Source organism: Variovorax sp. V35 (genome assembly GCF_041154465.1).
Lineage (GTDB): Bacteria > Pseudomonadota > Gammaproteobacteria > Burkholderiales > Burkholderiaceae_C > Variovorax > Variovorax boronicumulans.
On the sequence record NZ_AP028666.1, the window covers coordinates 3,736,697 to 3,755,686 of the forward strand.

Annotated in this window: 21 protein-coding genes; 13 read left to right on the forward strand and 8 right to left on the reverse strand. The window is 68.7% G+C overall.

All coding sequences use genetic code 11. The features are described 5' to 3' along the window. Nucleotides 1-202 precede the first annotated feature (202 nt). The 4 genes from ACAM42_RS17305 (at nucleotide 203) to ACAM42_RS17320 (ending at nucleotide 5,057) form a co-directional block, all read left to right on the forward strand. A complete protein-coding gene (locus ACAM42_RS17305) occupies nucleotides 203-919 on the forward strand; it encodes a fimbria/pilus chaperone family protein (protein WP_235926578.1) in 717 nt (238 codons plus the stop codon). A 2-nt stretch (nucleotides 920-921) separates the two neighbouring features. Then, on the forward strand, nucleotides 922-3,519 hold the full coding sequence (locus ACAM42_RS17310) for a fimbria/pilus outer membrane usher protein (protein WP_369628845.1): 2,598 nt from the start codon (nucleotides 922-924) through the stop codon (nucleotides 3,517-3,519). Then, on the forward strand, nucleotides 3,516-4,097 hold the full coding sequence (locus ACAM42_RS17315) for a hypothetical protein (RefSeq protein ID WP_369628846.1): 582 nt from the start codon (nucleotides 3,516-3,518) through the stop codon (nucleotides 4,095-4,097). Before ACAM42_RS17310 ends, ACAM42_RS17315 begins: the two co-directional genes overlap by 4 nt. Nucleotides 4,098-4,184: 87 nt before the next feature. After that, a complete protein-coding gene (locus ACAM42_RS17320) occupies nucleotides 4,185-5,057 on the forward strand; it encodes a winged-helix domain-containing protein (protein WP_369628847.1) in 873 nt (290 codons plus the stop codon). Between the two features lie 12 nt (nucleotides 5,058-5,069). On the opposite strand, the gene ACAM42_RS17325 is transcribed toward ACAM42_RS17320, so the two are convergent. Continuing rightward, nucleotides 5,070-6,032 carry a LysR family transcriptional regulator gene (locus ACAM42_RS17325; RefSeq protein ID WP_369628848.1) on the reverse strand — a complete coding sequence of 321 codons (963 nt, stop codon included), beginning with the start codon at nucleotides 6,030-6,032 and terminating at the stop codon, nucleotides 5,070-5,072. 205 nt (nucleotides 6,033-6,237) lie between these two features. On the opposite strand from ACAM42_RS17325, the gene ACAM42_RS17330 reads away from it, so the two are divergent. The 8 genes from ACAM42_RS17330 (at nucleotide 6,238) to ACAM42_RS17365 (ending at nucleotide 12,585) form a co-directional block, all read left to right on the forward strand. Beyond that, nucleotides 6,238-7,563, forward strand: a complete 1,326-nt coding sequence (locus ACAM42_RS17330; protein ID WP_223301321.1) for an MFS transporter — start codon at nucleotides 6,238-6,240, stop codon at nucleotides 7,561-7,563. A 50-nt stretch (nucleotides 7,564-7,613) separates the two neighbouring features. Then, nucleotides 7,614-8,168, forward strand: coding sequence for a 2-oxo-4-hydroxy-4-carboxy-5-ureidoimidazoline decarboxylase (uraD, locus tag ACAM42_RS17335; RefSeq protein ID WP_369628849.1), 555 nt, complete (start codon nucleotides 7,614-7,616; stop codon nucleotides 8,166-8,168). Beyond that, a complete protein-coding gene (locus ACAM42_RS17340) occupies nucleotides 8,161-8,673 on the forward strand; it encodes a hydroxyisourate hydrolase (RefSeq protein WP_369628850.1) in 513 nt (170 codons plus the stop codon). Before uraD ends, ACAM42_RS17340 begins: the two co-directional genes overlap by 8 nt. A 48-nt stretch (nucleotides 8,674-8,721) precedes the next feature. Beyond that, nucleotides 8,722-9,057, forward strand: coding sequence for a hydroxyisourate hydrolase (gene uraH, locus ACAM42_RS17345; RefSeq protein WP_369628851.1), 336 nt, complete (start codon nucleotides 8,722-8,724; stop codon nucleotides 9,055-9,057). Nucleotides 9,058-9,076: 19 nt separating this feature from the next. Then, entirely contained in the window at nucleotides 9,077-9,568 is a 492-nt protein-coding gene (locus ACAM42_RS17350; RefSeq protein ID WP_369628852.1) for a nucleoside deaminase, read from the forward strand. 100 nt (nucleotides 9,569-9,668) lie between these two features. After that, complete coding sequence (locus tag ACAM42_RS17355; RefSeq protein WP_369628853.1) at nucleotides 9,669-10,280, forward strand: TetR/AcrR family transcriptional regulator; 612 nt, start codon at nucleotides 9,669-9,671, stop codon at nucleotides 10,278-10,280. A 53-nt stretch (nucleotides 10,281-10,333) separates the two neighbouring features. Beyond that, complete coding sequence (locus tag ACAM42_RS17360; RefSeq protein WP_369628854.1) at nucleotides 10,334-10,789, forward strand: nuclear transport factor 2 family protein; 456 nt, start codon at nucleotides 10,334-10,336, stop codon at nucleotides 10,787-10,789. Nucleotides 10,790-10,887: 98 nt separating this feature from the next. Beyond that, on the forward strand, nucleotides 10,888-12,585 hold the full coding sequence (locus ACAM42_RS17365; protein WP_369628855.1) for a long-chain fatty acid--CoA ligase: 1,698 nt from the start codon (nucleotides 10,888-10,890) through the stop codon (nucleotides 12,583-12,585). Here the strand turns inward: ACAM42_RS17365 and ACAM42_RS17370 are convergent. Beyond that, nucleotides 12,577-13,515, reverse strand: coding sequence for a LysR substrate-binding domain-containing protein (locus tag ACAM42_RS17370; RefSeq protein ID WP_369628856.1), 939 nt, complete (start codon nucleotides 13,513-13,515; stop codon nucleotides 12,577-12,579). The genes ACAM42_RS17365 and ACAM42_RS17370 overlap by 9 nt on opposite strands. A gap of 130 nt (nucleotides 13,516-13,645) precedes the next feature. On the opposite strand from ACAM42_RS17370, the gene ACAM42_RS17375 reads away from it, so the two are divergent. After that, nucleotides 13,646-14,053 carry a RidA family protein gene (locus ACAM42_RS17375; protein WP_369628857.1) on the forward strand — a complete coding sequence of 136 codons (408 nt, stop codon included), beginning with the start codon at nucleotides 13,646-13,648 and terminating at the stop codon, nucleotides 14,051-14,053. Between the two features lie 208 nt (nucleotides 14,054-14,261). Here ACAM42_RS17375 and ACAM42_RS17380 read toward each other — a convergent pair whose 3' ends face one another. From ACAM42_RS17380 to mltG, 6 genes are all read right to left on the reverse strand, one after another. After that, nucleotides 14,262-14,942, reverse strand: a complete 681-nt coding sequence (locus tag ACAM42_RS17380) for an ankyrin repeat domain-containing protein (protein WP_070060614.1) — start codon at nucleotides 14,940-14,942, stop codon at nucleotides 14,262-14,264. Then, the gene (locus ACAM42_RS17385; RefSeq protein ID WP_159271840.1) at nucleotides 14,939-15,745 is read right to left on the reverse strand and encodes a TatD family hydrolase; all 807 of its coding nucleotides are present in this window, start codon (nucleotides 15,743-15,745) and stop codon (nucleotides 14,939-14,941) included. Before ACAM42_RS17385 ends, ACAM42_RS17380 begins: the two co-directional genes overlap by 4 nt. A gap of 85 nt (nucleotides 15,746-15,830) precedes the next feature. Beyond that, nucleotides 15,831-16,214 carry a PilZ domain-containing protein gene (locus tag ACAM42_RS17390; protein WP_062472893.1) on the reverse strand — a complete coding sequence of 128 codons (384 nt, stop codon included), beginning with the start codon at nucleotides 16,212-16,214 and terminating at the stop codon, nucleotides 15,831-15,833. After that, nucleotides 16,211-17,233 (reverse strand): DNA polymerase III subunit delta', encoded by a 1,023-nt coding sequence (locus ACAM42_RS17395; RefSeq protein ID WP_095947640.1) that lies wholly within the window; start codon nucleotides 17,231-17,233, stop codon nucleotides 16,211-16,213. Before ACAM42_RS17395 ends, ACAM42_RS17390 begins: the two co-directional genes overlap by 4 nt. Beyond that, on the reverse strand, nucleotides 17,230-17,901 hold the full coding sequence (gene tmk / locus ACAM42_RS17400; RefSeq protein ID WP_369632777.1) for a dTMP kinase: 672 nt from the start codon (nucleotides 17,899-17,901) through the stop codon (nucleotides 17,230-17,232). Before tmk ends, ACAM42_RS17395 begins: the two co-directional genes overlap by 4 nt. 5 nt (nucleotides 17,902-17,906) lie before the next feature. Further along, the gene (mltG, locus tag ACAM42_RS17405) at nucleotides 17,907-18,932 is read right to left on the reverse strand and encodes an endolytic transglycosylase MltG (protein ID WP_139705821.1); all 1,026 of its coding nucleotides are present in this window, start codon (nucleotides 18,930-18,932) and stop codon (nucleotides 17,907-17,909) included. Nucleotides 18,933-18,990 lie beyond the last annotated feature (58 nt).

Sequence of the window (18,990 nt, forward strand, 5' to 3'; positions counted from 1 at the left end):
TGGCGCAACCCTTTCCAGGACATCCCGTTCTCGAGCCCGCTGCGGCATTGAGCACCGGCCGGCATCGCGTCCGGACCGATCGGGATCGACGCGGTGCCACGGCTGGCAAACGGCCCGTCGGTCCCTCCCCATTTTTGATTCTTCTCGAAAGCGCCCCTTTCGAGACGGCGGACGCGCTCGTCCGACCACAGGAAAGAGAACCGTGAACTTCATCCCCGCCAGATTTGTTTTCGCACTGTCTGCCTCGACCGCATTGATTGCGGGCCTTGCCCCGCTGCCGCTGCATGCCGCGGGCATGCTGCCGGAGACCTCGGTCGTCATCGTCAACGAGAGCGATGGCGAAGCCAGCATCAACGTCAAGAACACGGACGCCAAGCCGGCGCTCATGTTCACATCGCTGACGGGCATTCCGGGGGACGACGACACCCTGCTGATCGTGACCCCGCCGGTCGCCCGGGTCGAGCCGGGTGAGACGCAGCTGGTGCGTTTTCTGCTGCAGACCAAGGAGCCGCTGAAGACGCAACGCCTGCGGCGCGTGATCTTCGAAGGCATCCCGCCGAAGAACACGGAGCCGGGCCTGCGCGTGACCATGAACGTGCGCCAGAACCTGCCGGTGCTGATCCACCCCAAGGGCCTGGCCAAGGACGACCAGCCATGGAAGCGACTGAAGTGGTCGGTCGGGACCGGCACGCTGCGCGTCGTGAACGACAGCCCGTACGTGGTACGCATGGCCACGGAGGTCCAGTTGCTGCCGTCGACCGCGACGGTCGAATTGCCACGCCCCTATGTGCTGCCCGGTGAGACGGTGGAAGTGCCCCTGCCGGCCGCTGCGAAGGGGGCCGCCACGGTGCGGATGGTGCCTGCGACGGTGTATGGCTTCACCGTGGCCCGCTACGACGTCAGGCTCGCGGCGCACTGACGATGGCTGGGTTGTCCTTCCGCACCGCGGCCCCGGCGGCCGCCCATCGGCCGCGCGGGCGCGCCCCGGGCCGGGTTCACCGCCGCTCGCCGGTGGCTGCGGCCGCCATGGGCGGGCGCACGAAAGGCGCTTCGGTCGGCCTGCCGGCGATGCTCTGCGTGCTGCTGGCTTCTCCGTCGGCCTTTGCGCTGGCCGGCGAGGATCGCGCCGACGTCATCGAGCAGTTCATCAAGGAAAAGCAGGGCGCCGGCTTCGACCTGGACGTACTCAAGCAACGCGGCATCGACCCGAAGCTGGCGGACTACTTCCGGCACGAGGCCCGCTTTCGCGCCGGCACGAGCGTCGTGACGCTGTTCGTCAACGATGAGCGGCGCGGGCTGGTGCCCGCCACCTTCGATGCGGACGGCCGCTTGTGCTTCGACGAGACGCTGCGAGACAAGGCGGGCCTCGTCATGGGCCGCGAGGTGGACGACGCAGGTGCGGGCGCCACGGCCTGCGATGAATTCCAGCGCCAGTTTCCCAGCACGATCGTCGAGCTGCGCCCCGGCAGGGACGAAGTCCGCCTCATCGTGCCGACCGACGCGTTCCGGGCCCGGGAGCGCGCCGACACCTTCAGCAGCGGCGGCGTCGCCGGCCTGCTGAACTACGACCTGCTGACGATGGACAGCCGCCATGCCGGCGGCACCAGCAGCTTCCATTCGCTGGGGACCGAGGCCGGCCTGAACGTCGGCGACTGGATCTTCCGCAGCCGCCAGAGCTACACCTCGAACAACGGCAAGGAGAAGCTCCAGCACCTGTATGCCTACGGCCAGAAGACGCTGACCGGCCTGGGCTCGACGGTGCAGGGCGGCCAGATCACCATCGCCAGCTCGATCTTCCCGGGCGATCCGATCCTGGGCGTGCAGATCGTCCCGGAGGAGGCCCTGCGCGCGGACGCACGCGACAACGGCGCGGTGGTCGAAGGCATCGCCCACACGCAGGCTCGCGTCGAGGTGCGGCAGAACCAGGCGCTCATCTATTCGACGGTCGTCCCGCCGGGGCCGTTCTCGCTCACGGGCTTGCCGCTGCTCAGCGGCGCGAGCGACCTGGAAGTCACGGTCATCGAGGCCGACGGCTCGCGCCGGCCGTTCACCGTGCCCGCCGCCGCCCTGGGCGCGACCGCGCTTCGCACGACGGCCGGCTATTCGTTCGCCATCGGCCGCTACCGCCCGTACGGCCACGGCGACCGGCAGGACAAGCCCTGGGTGGCGACCGGCACCGGCACCTGGGCACTGGACAAGCGCACGCACCTGACGGCGGGCGCCATGGCGGCCACGCGCTACCAGGCCGCGGCATGGGCCGTGAATCGCATGGTGGTGCCGGGCACGATGGCGGGGTTTCGCCAGGCCGTGTCCAACGCCACAGGGGAGGGCGTGCGCGGCACGCAGGTCGATGCCTCGCTGAGTAGCGTGATCTCGCCGGCCTTGTCGGCGTCGATGAGCGCCACGCAACAGACCCGGGGTTACCGCGCCCTGGCGGACACGATCAACCCGAACCTGTTCGACACCACCTGGACGCGCCAGCGCTACAAGGGCCAGTACACGGGCTCAGTCGGCTGGACCCATGCGAGCCTCGGCGGTTTCCGGCTGGCCTATTCGGCTTCCTCGACCTTCGACGGACGCCACATCCAGCGCGTGATCGGCTCGTGGGTGAAGTCGTTCCCGCACGCCACGGTGTCGCTCAACCTGGAACGCAGCACGGGCGACCTCGGGCGCTTCGACAACCGGCATGCGGCCTATGTCACCGTGAGCATTCCGCTGGGCTCGAAGACGGTGAAGACGTACGTCAACCGCTACGACGATCGGACCCGCGCCGGCGTCACGCTCAACGAGCGCATCAACGACACCACGAGCTACCAGGTCTCGGCCGAGCGGGACAGCCGCGACGGGCGCAACGATTTCGCCGAGCGCCTGAGCCTGCTGCCGCGCTACACGCAGGCCAACCTGGGCTTCTCGCGCAACGGCGCGAGCACCACCTACAGCGGGCAGCTGCAGGGCGGCATCGTCGCCCACAAGGACGGCGTGACGTTCTCGCCGTACCCCGTGCAGGACACCTTCGGCATCGTCTCGGTGGGGGGCGTGTCCGGCGTCAGGATCGGCACGCCGCAAGGCCCGGTGTGGACCGATGCCTGGGGGCGCGCGGTGGCCCCGCAGCTGTTCCCGTACCACACGAGCCGGCTGGAGGTCGCGACCCGGTCGCTGCCTCGCAACGTCGACCTGGTGAACGGCTACCAGGAGCTCGATGCGGGCCGCGGGTCGGTGAACCACATTCGCTTCGGCGTGGTCAACGCCCGCCGGGTGTTGCTGAAAGCCGTCGGTCCCACGGGGCAGGCGCTCGAGAAGGGTGGGGCGGTGGTCGACGGCGACAACCAGTACGTCACCTCGGTGGTCGACGGCGGGCAGGTCTTTCTGCCCGACGTGCGAGACGGCGCGGACCTGCGGGTCACGCTGTCGAACGGCGGCAGCTGCAGGCTCGTGTTTTCGCTGCCGGACAAGCCCGACGCCTCCGCTTACTTTGAATCGGCCGACGCCACCTGCACGGCCATGAAAGCACATCCATGATCACGATGAAGAACCTGCGCCGCCAAGGCGCAATGTCCGGCATGGCACTGGCCGCACTCTTCGCCCTGGCAGCAACGCCGGCGCATGCACAGGCCTCGGCACGCTGCGATGCGCAACTGAGCGAGTCGCTCGTCGACTACGGACGGATGACCCGCGCACAGCTGCTGGAACGCCAGCCCGACCCCGCCAGGGCCTCGCTGGGCAAGCGCCTGGTGACGCTCACGGCGGTGTGCGCCGAACGCACGGCGATGGCGCTGTCGTTCCAGGGCGCGGCGGCGGACGACACGGGGTTCCGGTTCGCCGGGAACGGTCGCTTCACCCTGCGGATCGTGCAGGCGCAGCTCGACGGCAAGCCGGTTCGCCTGGCCGCATCGCATGCGGATGCCACGGGCTCGGCCCCTTCGTCGCTGCTTCGGCCCGGCGACCGCGTGTCGCCCATGGACGGCGCAAGCCTGGCCCAGGGCCAACGCCTGACGGTGCAGCTCGAGATCGAGCCCTTCGTGGGAGCTGGCGCCACGCGCGTCGCGGCCGAAAGCACCTGGGAAGGCGCGGGGCGTTTCGAAGTTCTGAGCCGTTAGCCCGTCATCCGGCGCACAGGCCACTCATTCGGTTCGCCCACAAGGCGATTCGACATCCGATCCATCCATCCACCTCTGGAGTGATCCTTGAAGCAGAGTCATTGCACTGTCCACACCGCCACCCCTTCCACGCTGCGGCTGCCCATCACGTGGGGCGAGACCGCGTGCGCCACCATTGCGGTGATCGACCCGGAACTGCGGCCCCGACAGCAGATGGGGCGGGCCATCCGCAGGCTCGGCCATTGGCCGCTGGTCTTCACCAGCGCGCTGGAATTGATGCAGGCGTGCCGCTACCTCCACCTTCGCTTCGACGCCGTGGTCGTGGCCTGTCCGGTGGACGCCGGCGCGGCGGGCGCACTGATCGCCCAGGTGCGGGAGCAAGTGGGCCCAGAGTGCCCCCTGGTCCTGAGCGGCAGCAAGCGCGGTCTGCGTGAACTGGCGGTCCTGCATGCACGCGAATCCGACCACGTGGAGGTGACGCCGTCTTCGTTCGAAGAGGCGTACCTGCTGATGCGGTGCTTCCTGCAGTGGCACCGGACACGGGTGGCGGGTCAGTTCGTCGAGTGGGGTGCGTTCCGCTTCGACCTGTCCGCGGACAGCGCGCAGGTGGCCGGCGTCCGGGTCGAGCTGACGCCCAATGAGTTCGACCTGGCCATCGTACTGTTCAGGAACGTCGATCAGGTCCTGACCCACCACGCACTGCGCGCGCTGGTCTGGGACAGCGGCCATCGCTGCGGCTCCGGGGTGCTCTCCACGAACGTGTGTGGCCTGCGGCGCAAGCTCGGCCTGGGCGCCGGACGCCATGGGTTGGAGCTGCAGGCCGTTCCGGGGCAGGGCTACCGGTTGAGCACGACGGCCAGCGCGCCGGAAGAGAACAGGCGCCGGCAGCGGGAACCCGTCCGAAGGGCAGGGGAACGCGCGTGGGGGAGCGCAGCCGCTGCGCCGGGTTCGGCCGCCTGAGCGAAAGGCCGCCTAGGCGCTTGCTGGTGCGGCAGCTTCCGCCGCATCGGGCCGCGCCAGCCCCGACGCCACCGCCGCCAGGATGCCGCGCAGCCAGCGGTGCGCCGGTTCGTGCTGCGAGCGGTCGTGCCACAGCTGGTAGAAGCGCATGCGCGGAAAGCCCTGCGGCGCGGGCACCGCCACCAGCGGCAGCGTGTGCACGAACTGCATCGCGAAATGGCGCGCGGTGGTGAAGACCAGGTCGGTGCCCACCAGCAGGTGCGGCGCCACGGTGAAGTAGGGCACGGCAATGCAGGCCTCGCGCGTCTGGCGCAAGGTGGCCAGGTGCGTCTCGACCACGCCCCGCTGCGACGCCGCATACGGCGTGGGCACGACGTGGCGCGCGGCGATGTAGCGCTCCATCGTCATCGCGCCCTTGGCGGCCAGCGGGTTGTTCTTGCCCATGAGGCACATCAGGTCGTCTTCGAGCAGCAGCGACAGGTGCAGCCGGTCGGGCGGCTGCGGCCAGTTGCCGATCACGATGTCCAGCTCGCCCTGGGCCAGCGCGCGCTCGTAGTCGTAGGTGACGCTCAGCGGGTGCACCACCAGCCGCGCGTGCGGCGCCTCGGCGCGGAACCGCGTCGTCACGTCGGCCAGGAAGCTCATCGCCAGGTAGTCGGGCAGCGCGAGGTGGAAGGTCATCGCGCTGGAAGCGGGCTCGAACTGCTCGGGGCCCGAGAGCATGCGGTCGATTTCGAGCAGCGCGCCGCGTGCGCGGTCGCGCAGCTGCAGCGCCCGCTCGGTGGGCACCATGCCGCTGCGCTCGCGCACCAGGATGGGGTCGGCGAACACCTCGCGCAGCCGGCGCAGGGCGGTGCTGATGGCGGGCTGGGTCTGGTTCATGCGCACTGCCACCCGGGAGACGCTGCGTTCGGCCACCAGGGCGACCAGCACGCGCAGCAGGTAGGTGTCGATCGGGGCGTGGGAGCGTGACATGGCGAAGAGAAATGGCCTCTGGGGCGCTACGGGCGGCAGGCCCCTCATGGCAAACCGTTATGTCGCACATTCTAGAGAGCGTGATCCGGGGCCGCGATATCTGCCTACAGTTCGCCACCAGCGGGAACGGCAGCCGCAAGCGGACCCACAGAAGGTCCCAGGCGGCGCGTCCCGTCCACACCTAGAAATGGAGACAACCATGAGCATGGACGCCACGATGGCGCCAGTCCGGGAACACACCGCCACGGCGGAACTGGACGGCATCTACCGCAAGATCATCTTCCGCCTGATTCCCTTCCTGATGCTGCTGTGGGTGCTGGCCTGGATCGACCGGGTCAACATCGGCTTCATCAAGCTGACGATGCTGGACGACCTGAAGTGGAGCGAGGCGGCCTACGGGCTGGGCGCGGGGATCTTCTTCCTGGGCTACTTCTTCTTCGAGGTGCCCAGCAACCTGCTGCTGCAGAAGATCGGCGCCAAGAAGACCATCATGCGCATCACGATCGGCTGGGGCCTGACCTCGATCGCCACGATGTTCGTGAAGAGCACCGAGATGTTCTACCTGCTGCGCTTCCTGCTGGGCGTGTTCGAGGCGGGCTTCTACCCCGGCATCATCCTGTACCTGACCTACTGGTTCCCCGACAGCCGGCGCGCCAAGGCCTTCGGCATGTTCATGTCGGCCTCGGCCTTCGCGGGCGTGATCGGCGGGCCGCTGGCCGGCACCATCATGAACAACATGCATGGCGTGAACGGCTGGGCCGGCTGGCAATGGGTGCTGCTGCTCGAGGGCATTCCCTCGGTGCTGGCCGGCATCGCCACCTACTTCTACCTGACCGACCGGCCCGAGCAGGCCCACTGGCTCACGGCGCGTGAACGCCAGCTGGTGCACGACGACCTGGAACGCGACCGCAAGACGCTGGGCCACCGCGAACACAGCATGCTGGCCTCGCTGAAGAACGGCAAGTTCTGGCTGCTGATCCTGATCTTCTTCTGCATCATCGCGGCCAACTCGTCGCTCACCTTCTACGGCCCGACGCTGGTGAAAGAGATCGGCTTCACCAACCCGCTGACCGTGGGCTGGATCATGGCCGGCGCCTACCTGTGTGGCGCGGCCGGGATGATTTGGAACGGCTTCCACTCCGACCGCCACCAGGAGTCGCGCTACCACTGCGCGCTGGCCGCGGCGCTGGGGTCGGGTGCGTTGCTGGTGGTGGCGCTGTTCCTGCGCCAGAGCCCGGCCCTGGTGCTGGCGGGCCTCACGCTGGCCATCGTCGGCACCATGAGCGCGATCCCCGTGTTCTGGCAGATGCCCAACCGCTTCCTGGCCGGCACCGCGGCCGCCGGCGGCGTGGCGCTGATCAACTCGATCGCCAACCTCGCGGGCTTCGGCGCGCCGTGGATGCTGGGCCTCATCAAGACCGCCACCGGCAGCCTGGCGCCGGGCCTGTATGTGGTCGCGGCGGTCGAAATCTGCGCCACCGTGCTGATCCTGCTGTTCGTGCCGCGCCTGCACAAGACGCCTGCGCGCTGATTCCTTCCACCCCTTCGTCCGACTGTCTGAATACAAAGGAGATGCGCTCCATGCCTTCCCACGCCCATCGTTTCGATCTCCAGGCGCTCAACGCCATGGACTGCGACGCGTTCGTCGCCGCACTCGGGCCGACGTTCGAGAACTCGCCCTGGGTCGCACGCTCGGCCTGGTCGCTGCGGCCCTTCGCCACCATCGACGCGCTGCACGAAGCCATGCTCGACGTGGTGCGCCGCGCACCCGACGCCCAGCAGCTGGCCTTCCTGTGCGGCCACCCCGAGCTGGCGGGCCGCGAAGCCCAGGCCGGCACGATGACCACCGAGTCGGTCGGCGAGCAGGGCAGTGCGGGCCTGAACGCGCTGAGCCGCGAAGAGATGGCCGAGATCCAGCGGCTGAACCGCGTGTACCGCGAGCGGCACGGCTTTCCTTTCATCATCGCGGTGCGGCGCAGCACCAAGGGCCAGATCTTCGAGGCGCTGCGCAGCCGCGCCGCCGAGTCCACCGAAGCCGAGCGCCGCATGGCGCTGACGCAGATCGGCCTCATCACCCGCGGTCGCATCGACGCGCTGCTGGGTGCGTCCACCTCCCAAGGAGCGGTCCATGCCTGAGAAAGAAATTTCCCTGCCCGCACGCCGTCGCTTCGCGCTGTCGGGCCTCGCGCTCGGCGCCGCGGCCCTGGCGCCGCACGGTGCTGTTGCGCAAACGGCCGCACCCGTCGGCCCGGCCCAGGCCAGCGGCCCGATCGTGCTGCACGGCGTGAGCCCGCGCCTGACCGTGCATGCGCTCGACACCTTCCACGGCGCCGCGGCGACCGGCCTGCGCATCGATTTCTCGGTGCGCGAGGGCGACGGCTTCAAGCTGCTGCGCACCGTGACCATGAACGGCAACGGCCGCTCCGACGAGCCGCTGCTGATCGGCGACAGCTACCGCGCCGGCGACTACGAGTTGCTGCTGCATGTGGACGAGTACTTTGCGCGCAAGCAGTCGCGCCTGCCCACGCCGCCGTTCCTGTCGAAGCTGCCGGTGCGCATCCGCGTGGCCAACGTGGCCGAGCGCATCCACCTACCGATCCAGTTCGGCCCGTGGAGCTACACCTACTCGCGCGGCAGCTGACCAAGCAGGCCCCGTTCGTTCCCATCGTCCGCAAGGAGTTTTCTTCGTATGACCGGCATCACCACCCACGTGCTCGACATCACCACCGGCCGCCCGCTCGTCGGGCTGAAGGTCGACCTCTACGACGTGGCGACCACGCCGCCGACGCGCCTGAACAGCACGCGCACCAACGCCGACGGCCGCACCGACGCGCCCAGGCTCGCCGCCGCCTCGGCGCGCACCGGGCAGTTCGAGCTGCAGTTCCATGTCGGGGGCCACTTCAAGGCCGCCGATGCGCTGTCCGACGTGGTGCCCGTGCGCTTCGCCATCGCCGACGCCGCACAGCACTACCACGTGCCGATGCTGTGCGCCCCCTGGTTTTTTTCCACCTATCGCGGCAGCTGACCGCGGGAGCTTTTGCTGAATGACCACATCCCATGACCCCCACGCAGGCGCGTACCTGCTCGACTCCATCCGCCTCGCCATGGGCAACATCCGCGAGCGCAAGACCTGGCCCTTCGGCGCCGTGATCGCGCGCGACGGCAAGGTCATTGCCACCGCCGTCAACGAAGTGGACGCCCTGTGCGACCCCTCGGCCCACGCCGAGATGCAGGCCGTGCGCGCCGCCGCCAAGGCCCTGAAGAGCACCGACCTGTCGGGCTGCACCGTGTACGCCAGCGGCTACCCGTGCTCGATGTGCCTGACGGCGATGTACCTGTCGGGCGTGAAGGAGGTGTTCTACGCTTACTCGAACGAGGACGGCGAGCCCTTCGACCTGTCGGCCGCGCGCGGCTACGTCGAGATCGCCCGGCCGGTGGAGCAGCGTGAGATGAAGCTGCATTCGCTTCCGGTGCGCGATGAGGCCGCTGAGGACTTGTACGAGGCTTGGCGCAAAGTGACGCAGCCGGCGGGTTGAGCCAGAGACAGCGCTGCGCCCGGGCCTGCCGGACCGATGCTGCGTGCCATACTGCCCGCGTGTTCACGTGGCGCAGCAGCCATCGAGGAGAAAGACGCACATGGTCCAGCAGGCCAAGCGCAGCGCAACCACCGTCGGGGCCATCCTCGCCTCGGCGCGACAGCTGTTCATCGAGCGGGGGTTCGCGGCGGTCAGCATCGACGACATCGCGGCCGGCGCGGGGATCGCCAAGGGCGGCCTGTATCACCACTTCCGCGCCAAGCACGATGTCTTCGAGGCCGTACTCGATGCGGTGCAGGCCGAGCTCGCAGCGGAACTCGGCACGCGCATCCAGCGCATCGAAGGGCACCGCTCGCCCCACACCATCGCGACCAACCTGCGCATCTACCTCGAAGCGGCCACGCAGGAAGGCCTGCGCCAGCTGATCCTGGTTGACGGGCCCGTGGTGCTCGGCTGGGAGCGCTGGCGCGGCATCGACGACCGTCACTTCATGGACTCGATCCGCACCGGGCTGGTGGCGATCATGCCGGCAGGCACGCCACCCGAAGAGATCGAGGCCGCCACGCGGCTCATCGCCGGCGCGGTGGCCGAAGCGGCGCTGGCCTGCGGGGCGGCGCCAGACCCGATGGCCGCCGTGCAGCTGCACTGCCGGTTGCTCGAAACCATGCTGTGCGGGCTGCAGCAACACGGGTCGAATCCGCACCCGGATTGACAAACCGACTTTGAGTCGGTAAATTTTCTCCATCGCATCCGATGGAGACAGACATGGCGTTTCCTGGCAAGACCGACCCCGCCGACCCCGCCCTGGGGACCGAAGCGTTGTTCGCGCGGTACCACGTCGGATGGGAAACACGCGACCCCGACGGCATCGCGTCGCTGCATTCCGAAGACACGACCTACTGGCTGCACGACGGTTCCGCGCCGGTGCGCGGGCGCGAGGCACTGCGCCAGTACTGCGTCGGCGTGTTCGCCCGCTATCCCTTCAGCTTCGAACTGCGGCGCAGCCTGTTCGGCGCGCGGCACTGGGTGCTGGAGTGGGTGATGGTGCTGCCGCTGAAGGACACGGCAGGGAAGCCGTTCACCGCGCGCGTCGAGATGCTCGACGTGGTCGACGTCAACGACGCCGGCGAGGTGACGCGCAAGGACGTCTACATGAACGGCGCCCAGTCGCAGGCCGCCTTTGCGCGCGCGGGCATCGCGCCCGGCCAGCCCCAGCCGTAGCCGTCTCGTTCCCGAACATCGCTCCCGCCTCCGGCACGCGGGAAGCGGGCAGGGCGCAGCACGCCCAACGACCGGTTACCCCCCACCAGGAGCACGCCATGCAGACCCGCCCGCATCACACGTTCTGGCCCCGGCGCCTGCCGCGCACCTTGCACGCGGCGCGCACACCGCTGTGGGACAACCTCGCGGTCAATGCCCGCCGCTTTCCCGACAAGGCAGCGCTCATCTTCATGGGCCGCACGCTGAGCTACGCGCAGCTGTGGGCTGCCGTCGAGCGCCTGTCGGCCGGCCTGCACGCGCTGGGCGTGCGCCCCGGCGACCGCGTGCTGCTGGCGATGCAGAACTGCCCGCAGCTGGTGATCGCGCATTTCGCGATCCTGCGCGCCGATGCCGTGGTGGTGCCGGTCAACCCGATGAACCGCGCCGAGGAGCTCAAGCACTTCATCGTGGACCCCGATGCGCAGGTGGCGATCGCGACGGCGGACCTCGCGGTCGAGCTCGCGAAAGCCAGCGATGCCTTGCCGCAGGCGCAGCAGCTGCGCCACCTCGTCGTGACGCAGTTCACCGATGCCTTCGACCCGGCCGCGCTGTCGGAACAGGACATGCCGGCAGCCTGGGCGCCGTGGCTGCTGCCACGGCGCGAACTGCCGATGCTGGCCGGCGGCGCGGTGCACGCGTGGTCCGACTGCCTGGCCTGCGAAGCAGCGCCGCCCACGGCCCGCGCCGATGCGGACGCACTGGCCCTGTTGCCCTACACCAGCGGCACGACCGGCCTGCCCAAGGGCTGCATGCTCAGCCACGCGAACGCGATGCACAACGCGATGGCCATCAACGCCTGGGGCAACGTGACGCCGCAGAGCATCCACCTCGTGGCCGTGCCGATGTTCCACATCACCGGCATGGTGGGCGTCATGCATGCGGCGATGCAGGTGGGTGCCACGGCCGTGCTGATGCCGCGCTGGCACCGCGAGCTGGCGGGCCGGCTGATCGCCACGCACCAGGTCACGCACTGGGCCAACATCCCGACCATGGTCATTGACCTCTTGGCCAGCCCGAACGTGGCGCGCTTCGACCTGTCGAGCCTGGTGGCCATCGGTGGCGGCGGGGCGGCGATGCCGCAGGCGGTGGCGCAGCGGTTGTTCGAGCAGTACGGCCTGCGCTACGTCGAGGCCTACGGCCTCACCGAAACCGCCGCGCCTTCGCACTACAACCCGCCCGATGCGCCCAAGCTGCAGTGCCTGGGCATCCCGTTCATGAGCACCGACGCGCGCGTGATCGACCCCGACACGGGCCGCGAGGTCGCGCCGGGAGCGCAGGGCGAGATCGTGATCCACGGGCCGCAGGTCTTCGCGGGCTACTGGAAGCGGCCGGCGGACACCGAGGCCGCCTTCGTCGAGATCGACGGCAAGCGGTTCTTCCGCTCCGGCGACATGGGGCATGTGGACGGGGAGGGCTACTTCTTCGTCACCGACAGGCTCAAGCGGATGATCAACGCGAGCGGCTTCAAGGTCTGGCCGGCCGAGGTGGAGGCGCTGATGTTCCGCCACCCGGCCATCCAGGAGGCCTGCGTGATCGCGACCCGGGACGCCTACCGCGGCGAATCGGTCAAGGCGCTGGTGGTGCTCAAGCCTGCGCAGCCGCCGGTGAGCGCGCAGGACATCATCGACTGGTGCGCCGCGAACATGGCAGCGTACAAGGCGCCGCGCGTGGTGCAGTTCATCGACGCGCTGCCCAAGAGCGGCAGCGGCAAGGTGATGTGGCGCGCGCTGCAGGAAGCAGAGGCTGCGTCAACCTGAACCCGACGGGCCCGGGCGAACGATGACCGGCGCATGCTGCGCCATGAGCCCGGCGACCCACTCGATGAACGCACGCAGCTTGGCGCTCACATGCCGGTTCGGCGCGAACGCCACGTACAACGGCATCGGATCGAGCTGCCAGTCTTCGAACAGCGGCACCAGTTCGCCGCACGCCCGGTGCGGCGCGGCCATGTAGTCCGGCAGCCAGAGGATGCCCAGGCCCGCCAGCCCGGCCGCAAGGTAGGCGTTGCCGTCGTCGACCGAGAGCACGTAGCGGCCCTGCACGTCGACGCGCTCGCCGCCCCGGCGCATGGCGTACGGAAAGGTCTTGCCGTGGCGCGACCACAGGAAGCCGACGATGCGGTGGTGCGTGTCTTCCAGCTCGCGCGGGTGCGCGGGCGTGCCTGCCAGTTCGAGGTAACTCGGCGCCGCATAAACCCCGAGCTCCAGGTCGCCCACGCGGCGGGCCATGAGCGAGGGGTCTGTGAGCTCGCCGCCGCGCACGACGCAATCGACGTTCTCGCCGATCACATCGACCATGCGGTCGCTCACGCCCATGTCGAGCTGGATGTCGGGGTAGCGCGCATGAAAGGCCGGCAGCGCGGGCACCAGGATCATGCGGGCCAGCGGGCTGGGCACGTCCACGCGCAGGCGGCCGCGGGGCAGGGCGGCGGCGCTCGACAGGCTGGTCTCGGCGTCGTCCAGGTCGGCCAGCAGCCGCACCGCACGCTCGTAGTACGCCGCGCCGTCGGCCGTGACGTTCACCTTGCGCGTCGTGCGATGGAGCAGCTTCACACGCAGCCGCGCCTCCAGCTGCTGCACCAACTGCGTCACGCTGGTCTTGCTCATGTGCAGCGTGTCGGCGGCCTTGGTGAAGCTGCCGGCTTCCACCACGCGGGTGAAGGCCTGCATTGCATCGAAACGGTCCATGGGAAGGCTCCTGCGCGGCGATTGTTTGGGATCTGCAAACAGTGATTGTTGGCTTTGCCCGTTTATCGATGGCGCATGGCTTCCTAAAGTCCCTGCATCGTCCTCATTCACCGCAGAAAGAAAACACCCCATGGCCTCACGCGACGTCGTTTTTCCACCCGGGCGCCAGGCGCTCTACGAACGCAACCGCTATTCGCCAGCCATTCGCTCCAACGGCTTCCTGTTCGTGTCGGGGCAGGTCGGCTGCCGCGAAGACGGCTCGCCGGAACCTGAATTGGAGGCGCAGGTGCGGCGCGCCTTCGACAACCTGAACGCCATCCTGAAAGCCGCGGGCTGCACCTTCGACGACGTGGTCGACGTGACGGTCTTCATCGTCGACCCGGAATCGAACTTCGAAACGATCTGGAAGCTGGTGCCTGAGTACTGGGGCGAAGCGCCGCACCCGACGCTGACCGGGATCGGCGTGACGTGGCTCTATGGCTTCCAGTTCGAGATCAAGGTGATTGCGAAGCTGCCGGATGGGAGCACGCTGAGCTGATTCGACTCGGGGCCACTTCGCCCAGGTCTGAAATGAAGGGCTGGGCGAAGTGCGAAGGCCGGAAGGGCATTTGGCTCGGGTCGAGGACTGCCAAGGCTCTCTGGTTCACCGCGGCAAGCGTTCCGTACGCACGCAAGTCATTTTACATAATGCACATTGTGTTGATTTCAGATGGGCCATCCCAGCCGCACTCAACCCATCCAGCCGCTCACCACTTCCCATCCTTCGGCACCGCCTTCACCGCATTCGCCTTCGCATCCCCAGCCGCCTTGATCAGCTCCGCAGACTCAGCCCGATTCGCCTTCACTGCAAAGTCGACCGCAGTCATGCCAAGCTGGTTCTTCATCGCCGTATCCGCGCCTTCGGCCAGCAGCAGCTTCACGGCGTCGTTCGATCCGTACATTGCGGCCATCATCAGCGGCGTGGTGCCGTTGGGCGACTGGGCGTCGATGAAGGCATGGTTCTCGAGCAGCAGCTTCATGATCGACAGCTGCCCGCTGCTGGCGGCGTAATGCAGCGGTGCCCAGCCGGTCTTGTTGACGGCGGCGTCGCGCTTGAGCAGTTGCACCACCAGGTCCTGTTGGCCCTTGATCGACGCCAGCATCAGCGGCGTTTCGTCCTTGGCGTTGGCCAGGTCGACGTTGAGTTGCGGCGACTCCATCAGCACCTGGATGACCTTTGGCGACGGTTCGCGCAGCGCGAGCATCAAGCCGGTCTGGCCGTGTTCGTCGCGCGTGTTCGGGTCGAAACCGCGGTTCAGCAGGGTGCGCACACCGCTGGCGTTGTCTCCGCGCACGGCGCGGAAAAAGTCTTCGAACGAACCGGCATGTGCTGCAAAAGATGCAGCCATGACAACAAGATATATCGACTTCTTAAAGTAATTTTTCATGATTTGACTTCCCTGAACAATGTTTCGAAGTTGTCGCTTGTCGCCTTGGCGATGTCCTCTACGGGCATTTGTCGCAGTTCGGCGATCTGTTGTGCCACGAAGGGCACGTACGACGGGTTGTTGGTCTTGCCTCGGTACGGCACGGGCGCCAGGTACGGGCTGTCCGTCTCGATCAGCATGCGGTCCAGTGGCACGAAGGCCGCCACGTCGCGCAGGTCCTGGGCTTTCTTGAAGGTCAGGATGCCCGAAAAGGAAATGTAGAAACCCAGATCGAGCGCGGCGCGCGCCACCTCGGCGGTTTCGGTGAAGCAATGGAACACGCCGCCGGCCGCCCTGCCCGCGCCGTCTTCGCCCTCCTCCTTGAGGATGGCCAGCGTGTCGGCCGAGGCGTCGCGGGTGTGGATGATGAGCGGCTTGCGGGTCTGCTGCGCGGCGCGGATGTGCACGCGGAAGCGGTCACGCTGCCACTCCATGTCGGCGATGCTGCGGCCGCCCTTGCGCTCTTCCATCTGGTAGTAGTCGAGGCCGGTCTCGCCGATGGCCACGACACGCGGGCGCGCCGACAGGCGCACCAGGTCTTCCACGGTGGGCTCGGCGATGTCCTCGTTGTCGGGGTGCACGCCCACGCTGGCCCAGAAGTTGTCGTAGCGGGCGGCCAGGGCCTGCACGTCGTCGAATTCCTCGAGCTTGGTGCAGATGCACAGCGCCCGGTCGACCTTGGCGGCGGCCATGGCAGCGCGGATCTGGGGCATCTGGTCCGCGAATTCGGGAAAGGTCAGGTGGCAGTGGGAGTCGGTGAACATCGGAAAGGATGAAGTGCGGCGCGCCTGTGGGAGATCGCGCCGTGTCCGGAGTTCCGCGTCACGGGGACGGCGGCGGAGAAAGAACTCAGATGGTCTGGGTCGGGCGGTCGGAGGCCATGGAGCCACCGAGCGCGGCTTCGATGCGCGCCTTCAGCTGGCGCGACTTCTCGTCCGAGGGAAAGCGCACACCGACGCCCGGCGCCCGGTTGCCGGCGGCGCGGGCCGGCGTGATCCAGGCGACCTTGCCAGCCACCGGATAGCGCTGCGGGTCTTCGGGCAGCGTGAGCAGCACGTAGACGTCGTCGCCCAGCCGGTATTCGCGCGTGGTCGGAATGAAGATGCCGCCCTCGGCAAACAGCGGGATGTAGGCCGCGTAGAGCGCGCCCTTTTCCTTGATGGCGAGCTGGATGACGCTCGGCCGGGCGGGCGTGGCGGACGAAGCGGCGGCGGGAGCGACAGGTTGGTTCATGGGCGGCGAGCGGCAGAGTTTAGGGTGCTTCGCGCCTCGCTCACAAGCGCTTCGAGCATGAGGCCGGCGTTGAACGGGTGCTCGGCGGTCCGCGCGGCGGCGGCGAGCGACTTCGACCAGCGTGCCAGCGCCAGCTTGTGCGGGGCCGGCGGCAGGTCGGCCGCGTCGAAGAAACGGGGTTCGGCGCCGTGGCCCACGGCCATCAGGTCGTGGCAGAGCTTCTGCAGCGAGACGACGGCCTGGGCTGGCGCCTGGTCGGCCAGCGCGCCCACGTCGCCACGCGACACGGCCTTGGGCAGCAGCGACCACGCCTTGGGCGACTGGCCCGAGCGCGCCAGCCGCAGCGCATCGCTGGGCCGTCCGCCCGCGGCGCGCAGCAGCTGCGCGGCGTCGGCGGCGGGCACGTCCTGCGCCACCAGCCAGGCCTCGGCCTCGGCGGTTTCGGGCCACGGCAGCGTGAAGCCCAGGCAGCGGCTGCGGATGGTCGGCAGCAGCTGCCACGCAGCCTCGCTGGCGAGTACGAAGCGCACGTCGCCGACGGGCTCCTCGAGCGTCTTGAGCAGCGCGTTGGCCGTGATGGTGTTCATGCGCTCGGCCGGATACACGAGCACGACCTTGCCGCGGCCGCGCGCGCTGGTGCGCTGGGCAAAGCCGACGGCGTCGCGCATGGCTTCGACCCGGATCTCGCGGCTGGCCTTGCGCTTCTTGTCGTCGATGTCGGACTGCGCTTTTTCATCGAGCGGCCAGCCCAGTTCCTGCATCGCGACTTCGGGCATCAGCACGCACAGGTCGGCGTGGGTGCGGACCTCGATGGCGTGGCAGCTGGCACAGTGGCCGCAGGCGGCACCGCCCTCCTCCACCGGCTGTTCGCACAGCCAGGCGGCGGCAAGCGCCAGGGCAAGTTCGTACTGGCCGATGCCCGACGGGCCTTGCAGCAGCCAGGCATGGCCGCGCTGGCGCAGCAGCTCGGCCAAGGGCTGGCGCAGCCACGGGGTCAGCGTGTTCACCGGCTCGCTCATTGCGCCGCTCCCTGCACCGGCGACAGCACGCCACGCGCCACCAGCGCCGTGTCGATCTGCTGCCAGACCTGGTCGCGGGCCTGGCTTGCGTCGATGCGCACGAAGCGCGACGCATCGGCGGCGGCGCGGTTCGCATAGCCCTGCGCCACGCGGCGGAAGAACTCGACAGGCTGGGCCTCGAACTTGTCGGGCACGCGCGCGCCGGCCAGGCGCTGGGCGGCGATCTCGGGGGCGAGGTCGAACCACACGGTCACTTGCGGCTGCAGCAGTTGCGAAGCCGGCAGACCGGCCCGGCCCGCCTGCACCCACTGTTCGAGGGTCGCCAGCACGGCGGTGTCGAAGCCGCGCCCCGCGCCCTGGTAGGCGAAGGTGGCATCGGTGAAGCGGTCACACAGCACGACCTCGCCGCGCGCCAGCGCCGGCTCGATGACCTGGGCGATGTGGTCGCAGCGTGCCGCGAACACCAGCAGCGATTCGGTCAGCGGGTTCATCGGCTGCTCGAGCACCAGCCCGCGCAGCGTCTCGGCCAGCGGCGTGCCGCCGGGTTCGCGCGTGCGCACCACGGTGCGGCCCTGCGCCTTGAAGCGGGCTTCCAGCGCGTCGAGGTGGCTCGACTTGCCCGCGCCGTCGATGCCTTCCAGCGTCAGAAACAGACCGCCATTGCTGATCGAACTCATTGGGTCGCCTTGGGTTGGGAGCTGCTGCCACCGCCTCGCTGATAGCGGTTGACTGCGCGGTTGTGGTCGTCGAGCGAGCTGCTGAACTGGCTCGTGCCGTCGCCGCGCGAGACGAAGTACAGCGACTTGCTCTGCGCCGGCTGCACGGCCGCCAGCAGCGCGGCCTTGCCGGGCATAGCGATCGGCGTGGGCGGCAGGCCGCCGCGGGTATAGGTGTTCCAGGGCGTGTCGGTCTGCAGGTCGCGCTTGCGCAGGTTGCCGTCGAAGGCGGTGCCCATGCCGTAGATCACGGTGGGGTCGGTCTGCAGCGGCATGCCGATGCGCAGCCGGTTGGTGAAGACGGCGGCAATCTCCGCGCGGTCGTTGGCCTTGCCTGTCTCCTTTTCGACAATGCTGGCCAGAATAAGCGCCTCATCGGCCGATTTGAGCGGCAAATCGGCCGCGCGCGCCGCCCAGGCGGCCTCGAGCTTCTTGTCCATGGCCCGCATGGCGCGCTGCAGCAGCGCGATGTCGGTCGAGCCCTTCGAGTAGGTGTAGGTGTCCGGGAAGAAGCGGCCTTCGGGGTGCAGGCCCGGCTTGCCCAGCGCGGCCATCAGCGCGTCTTCGCTCATGCCCACGCTTTCGGGCTTGAGCTGCTCGGCCTTGGCGAGCGCGGCGCGCACCTGGCGGATGTTCCAGCCTTCGACCAGCACCACGCTGCGCGTGGCTTCCTCGCCGCGCACCAGGACGTTGAGCAGCAGCTTGGGCGTGACACCGCGTTCCAGTTCGTAACTGCCGGCGCGCATCTGGCGGTCTTGCCCCGAGACGCGGAACCACATGTACAGCAGCTGCGGCTGCACGTCGACGCCGGTGTCGGCCACGGCCTGCGCAATGCCGCGCGGCGTGGTGCCGGGCTCCACGGACAGGTCGACGCTGGGCGTCGGCAACTTGAGCGGCTGGTGCACCCACCAGAGACCGGCGCCGCCGAGCGCCAGGACGGCCAAGGCCACGAGCAGGAAGAGCGTGAGGAAGAAGCTGCGCACGAATCCGAGGAAAAGACGGAGGAAGAAAAAGGGCTGGCAAGCAGATGGACACCGACCC

What these genes read in the sequence shown, in the direction of transcription:
- ACAM42_RS17330 (WP_223301321.1), top strand. Translation starts at nt 6,238, where the DNA reads ATGGACGCCACGATGGCGCCAGTCCGGGAACACACCGCCACGGCGGAA.
- ACAM42_RS17310 (WP_369628845.1), top strand. Translation starts at nt 922, where the DNA reads ATGGCTGGGTTGTCCTTCCGCACCGCGGCCCCGGCGGCCGCCCATCGG.
- uraH (WP_369628851.1), top strand. Translation starts at nt 8,722, where the DNA reads ATGACCGGCATCACCACCCACGTGCTCGACATCACCACCGGCCGCCCG.
- ACAM42_RS17370 (WP_369628856.1), bottom strand. Translation starts at nt 13,515, where the DNA reads ATGGACCGTTTCGATGCAATGCAGGCCTTCACCCGCGTGGTGGAAGCC.
- ACAM42_RS17340 (WP_369628850.1), top strand. Translation starts at nt 8,161, where the DNA reads ATGCCTGAGAAAGAAATTTCCCTGCCCGCACGCCGTCGCTTCGCGCTG.
- ACAM42_RS17375 (WP_369628857.1), top strand. Translation starts at nt 13,646, where the DNA reads ATGGCCTCACGCGACGTCGTTTTTCCACCCGGGCGCCAGGCGCTCTAC.
- ACAM42_RS17315 (WP_369628846.1), top strand. Translation starts at nt 3,516, where the DNA reads ATGATCACGATGAAGAACCTGCGCCGCCAAGGCGCAATGTCCGGCATG.
- ACAM42_RS17355 (WP_369628853.1), top strand. Translation starts at nt 9,669, where the DNA reads ATGGTCCAGCAGGCCAAGCGCAGCGCAACCACCGTCGGGGCCATCCTC.
- ACAM42_RS17350 (WP_369628852.1), top strand. Translation starts at nt 9,077, where the DNA reads ATGACCACATCCCATGACCCCCACGCAGGCGCGTACCTGCTCGACTCC.
- uraD (WP_369628849.1), top strand. Translation starts at nt 7,614, where the DNA reads ATGCCTTCCCACGCCCATCGTTTCGATCTCCAGGCGCTCAACGCCATG.
- ACAM42_RS17360 (WP_369628854.1), top strand. Translation starts at nt 10,334, where the DNA reads ATGGCGTTTCCTGGCAAGACCGACCCCGCCGACCCCGCCCTGGGGACC.
- ACAM42_RS17395 (WP_095947640.1), bottom strand. Translation starts at nt 17,233, where the DNA reads ATGAGCGAGCCGGTGAACACGCTGACCCCGTGGCTGCGCCAGCCCTTG.
- ACAM42_RS17385 (WP_159271840.1), bottom strand. Translation starts at nt 15,745, where the DNA reads ATGTTCACCGACTCCCACTGCCACCTGACCTTTCCCGAATTCGCGGAC.
- ACAM42_RS17365 (WP_369628855.1), top strand. Translation starts at nt 10,888, where the DNA reads ATGCAGACCCGCCCGCATCACACGTTCTGGCCCCGGCGCCTGCCGCGC.
- ACAM42_RS17325 (WP_369628848.1), bottom strand. Translation starts at nt 6,032, where the DNA reads ATGTCACGCTCCCACGCCCCGATCGACACCTACCTGCTGCGCGTGCTG.
- ACAM42_RS17390 (WP_062472893.1), bottom strand. Translation starts at nt 16,214, where the DNA reads ATGAACCAACCTGTCGCTCCCGCCGCCGCTTCGTCCGCCACGCCCGCC.
- ACAM42_RS17380 (WP_070060614.1), bottom strand. Translation starts at nt 14,942, where the DNA reads ATGAAAAATTACTTTAAGAAGTCGATATATCTTGTTGTCATGGCTGCA.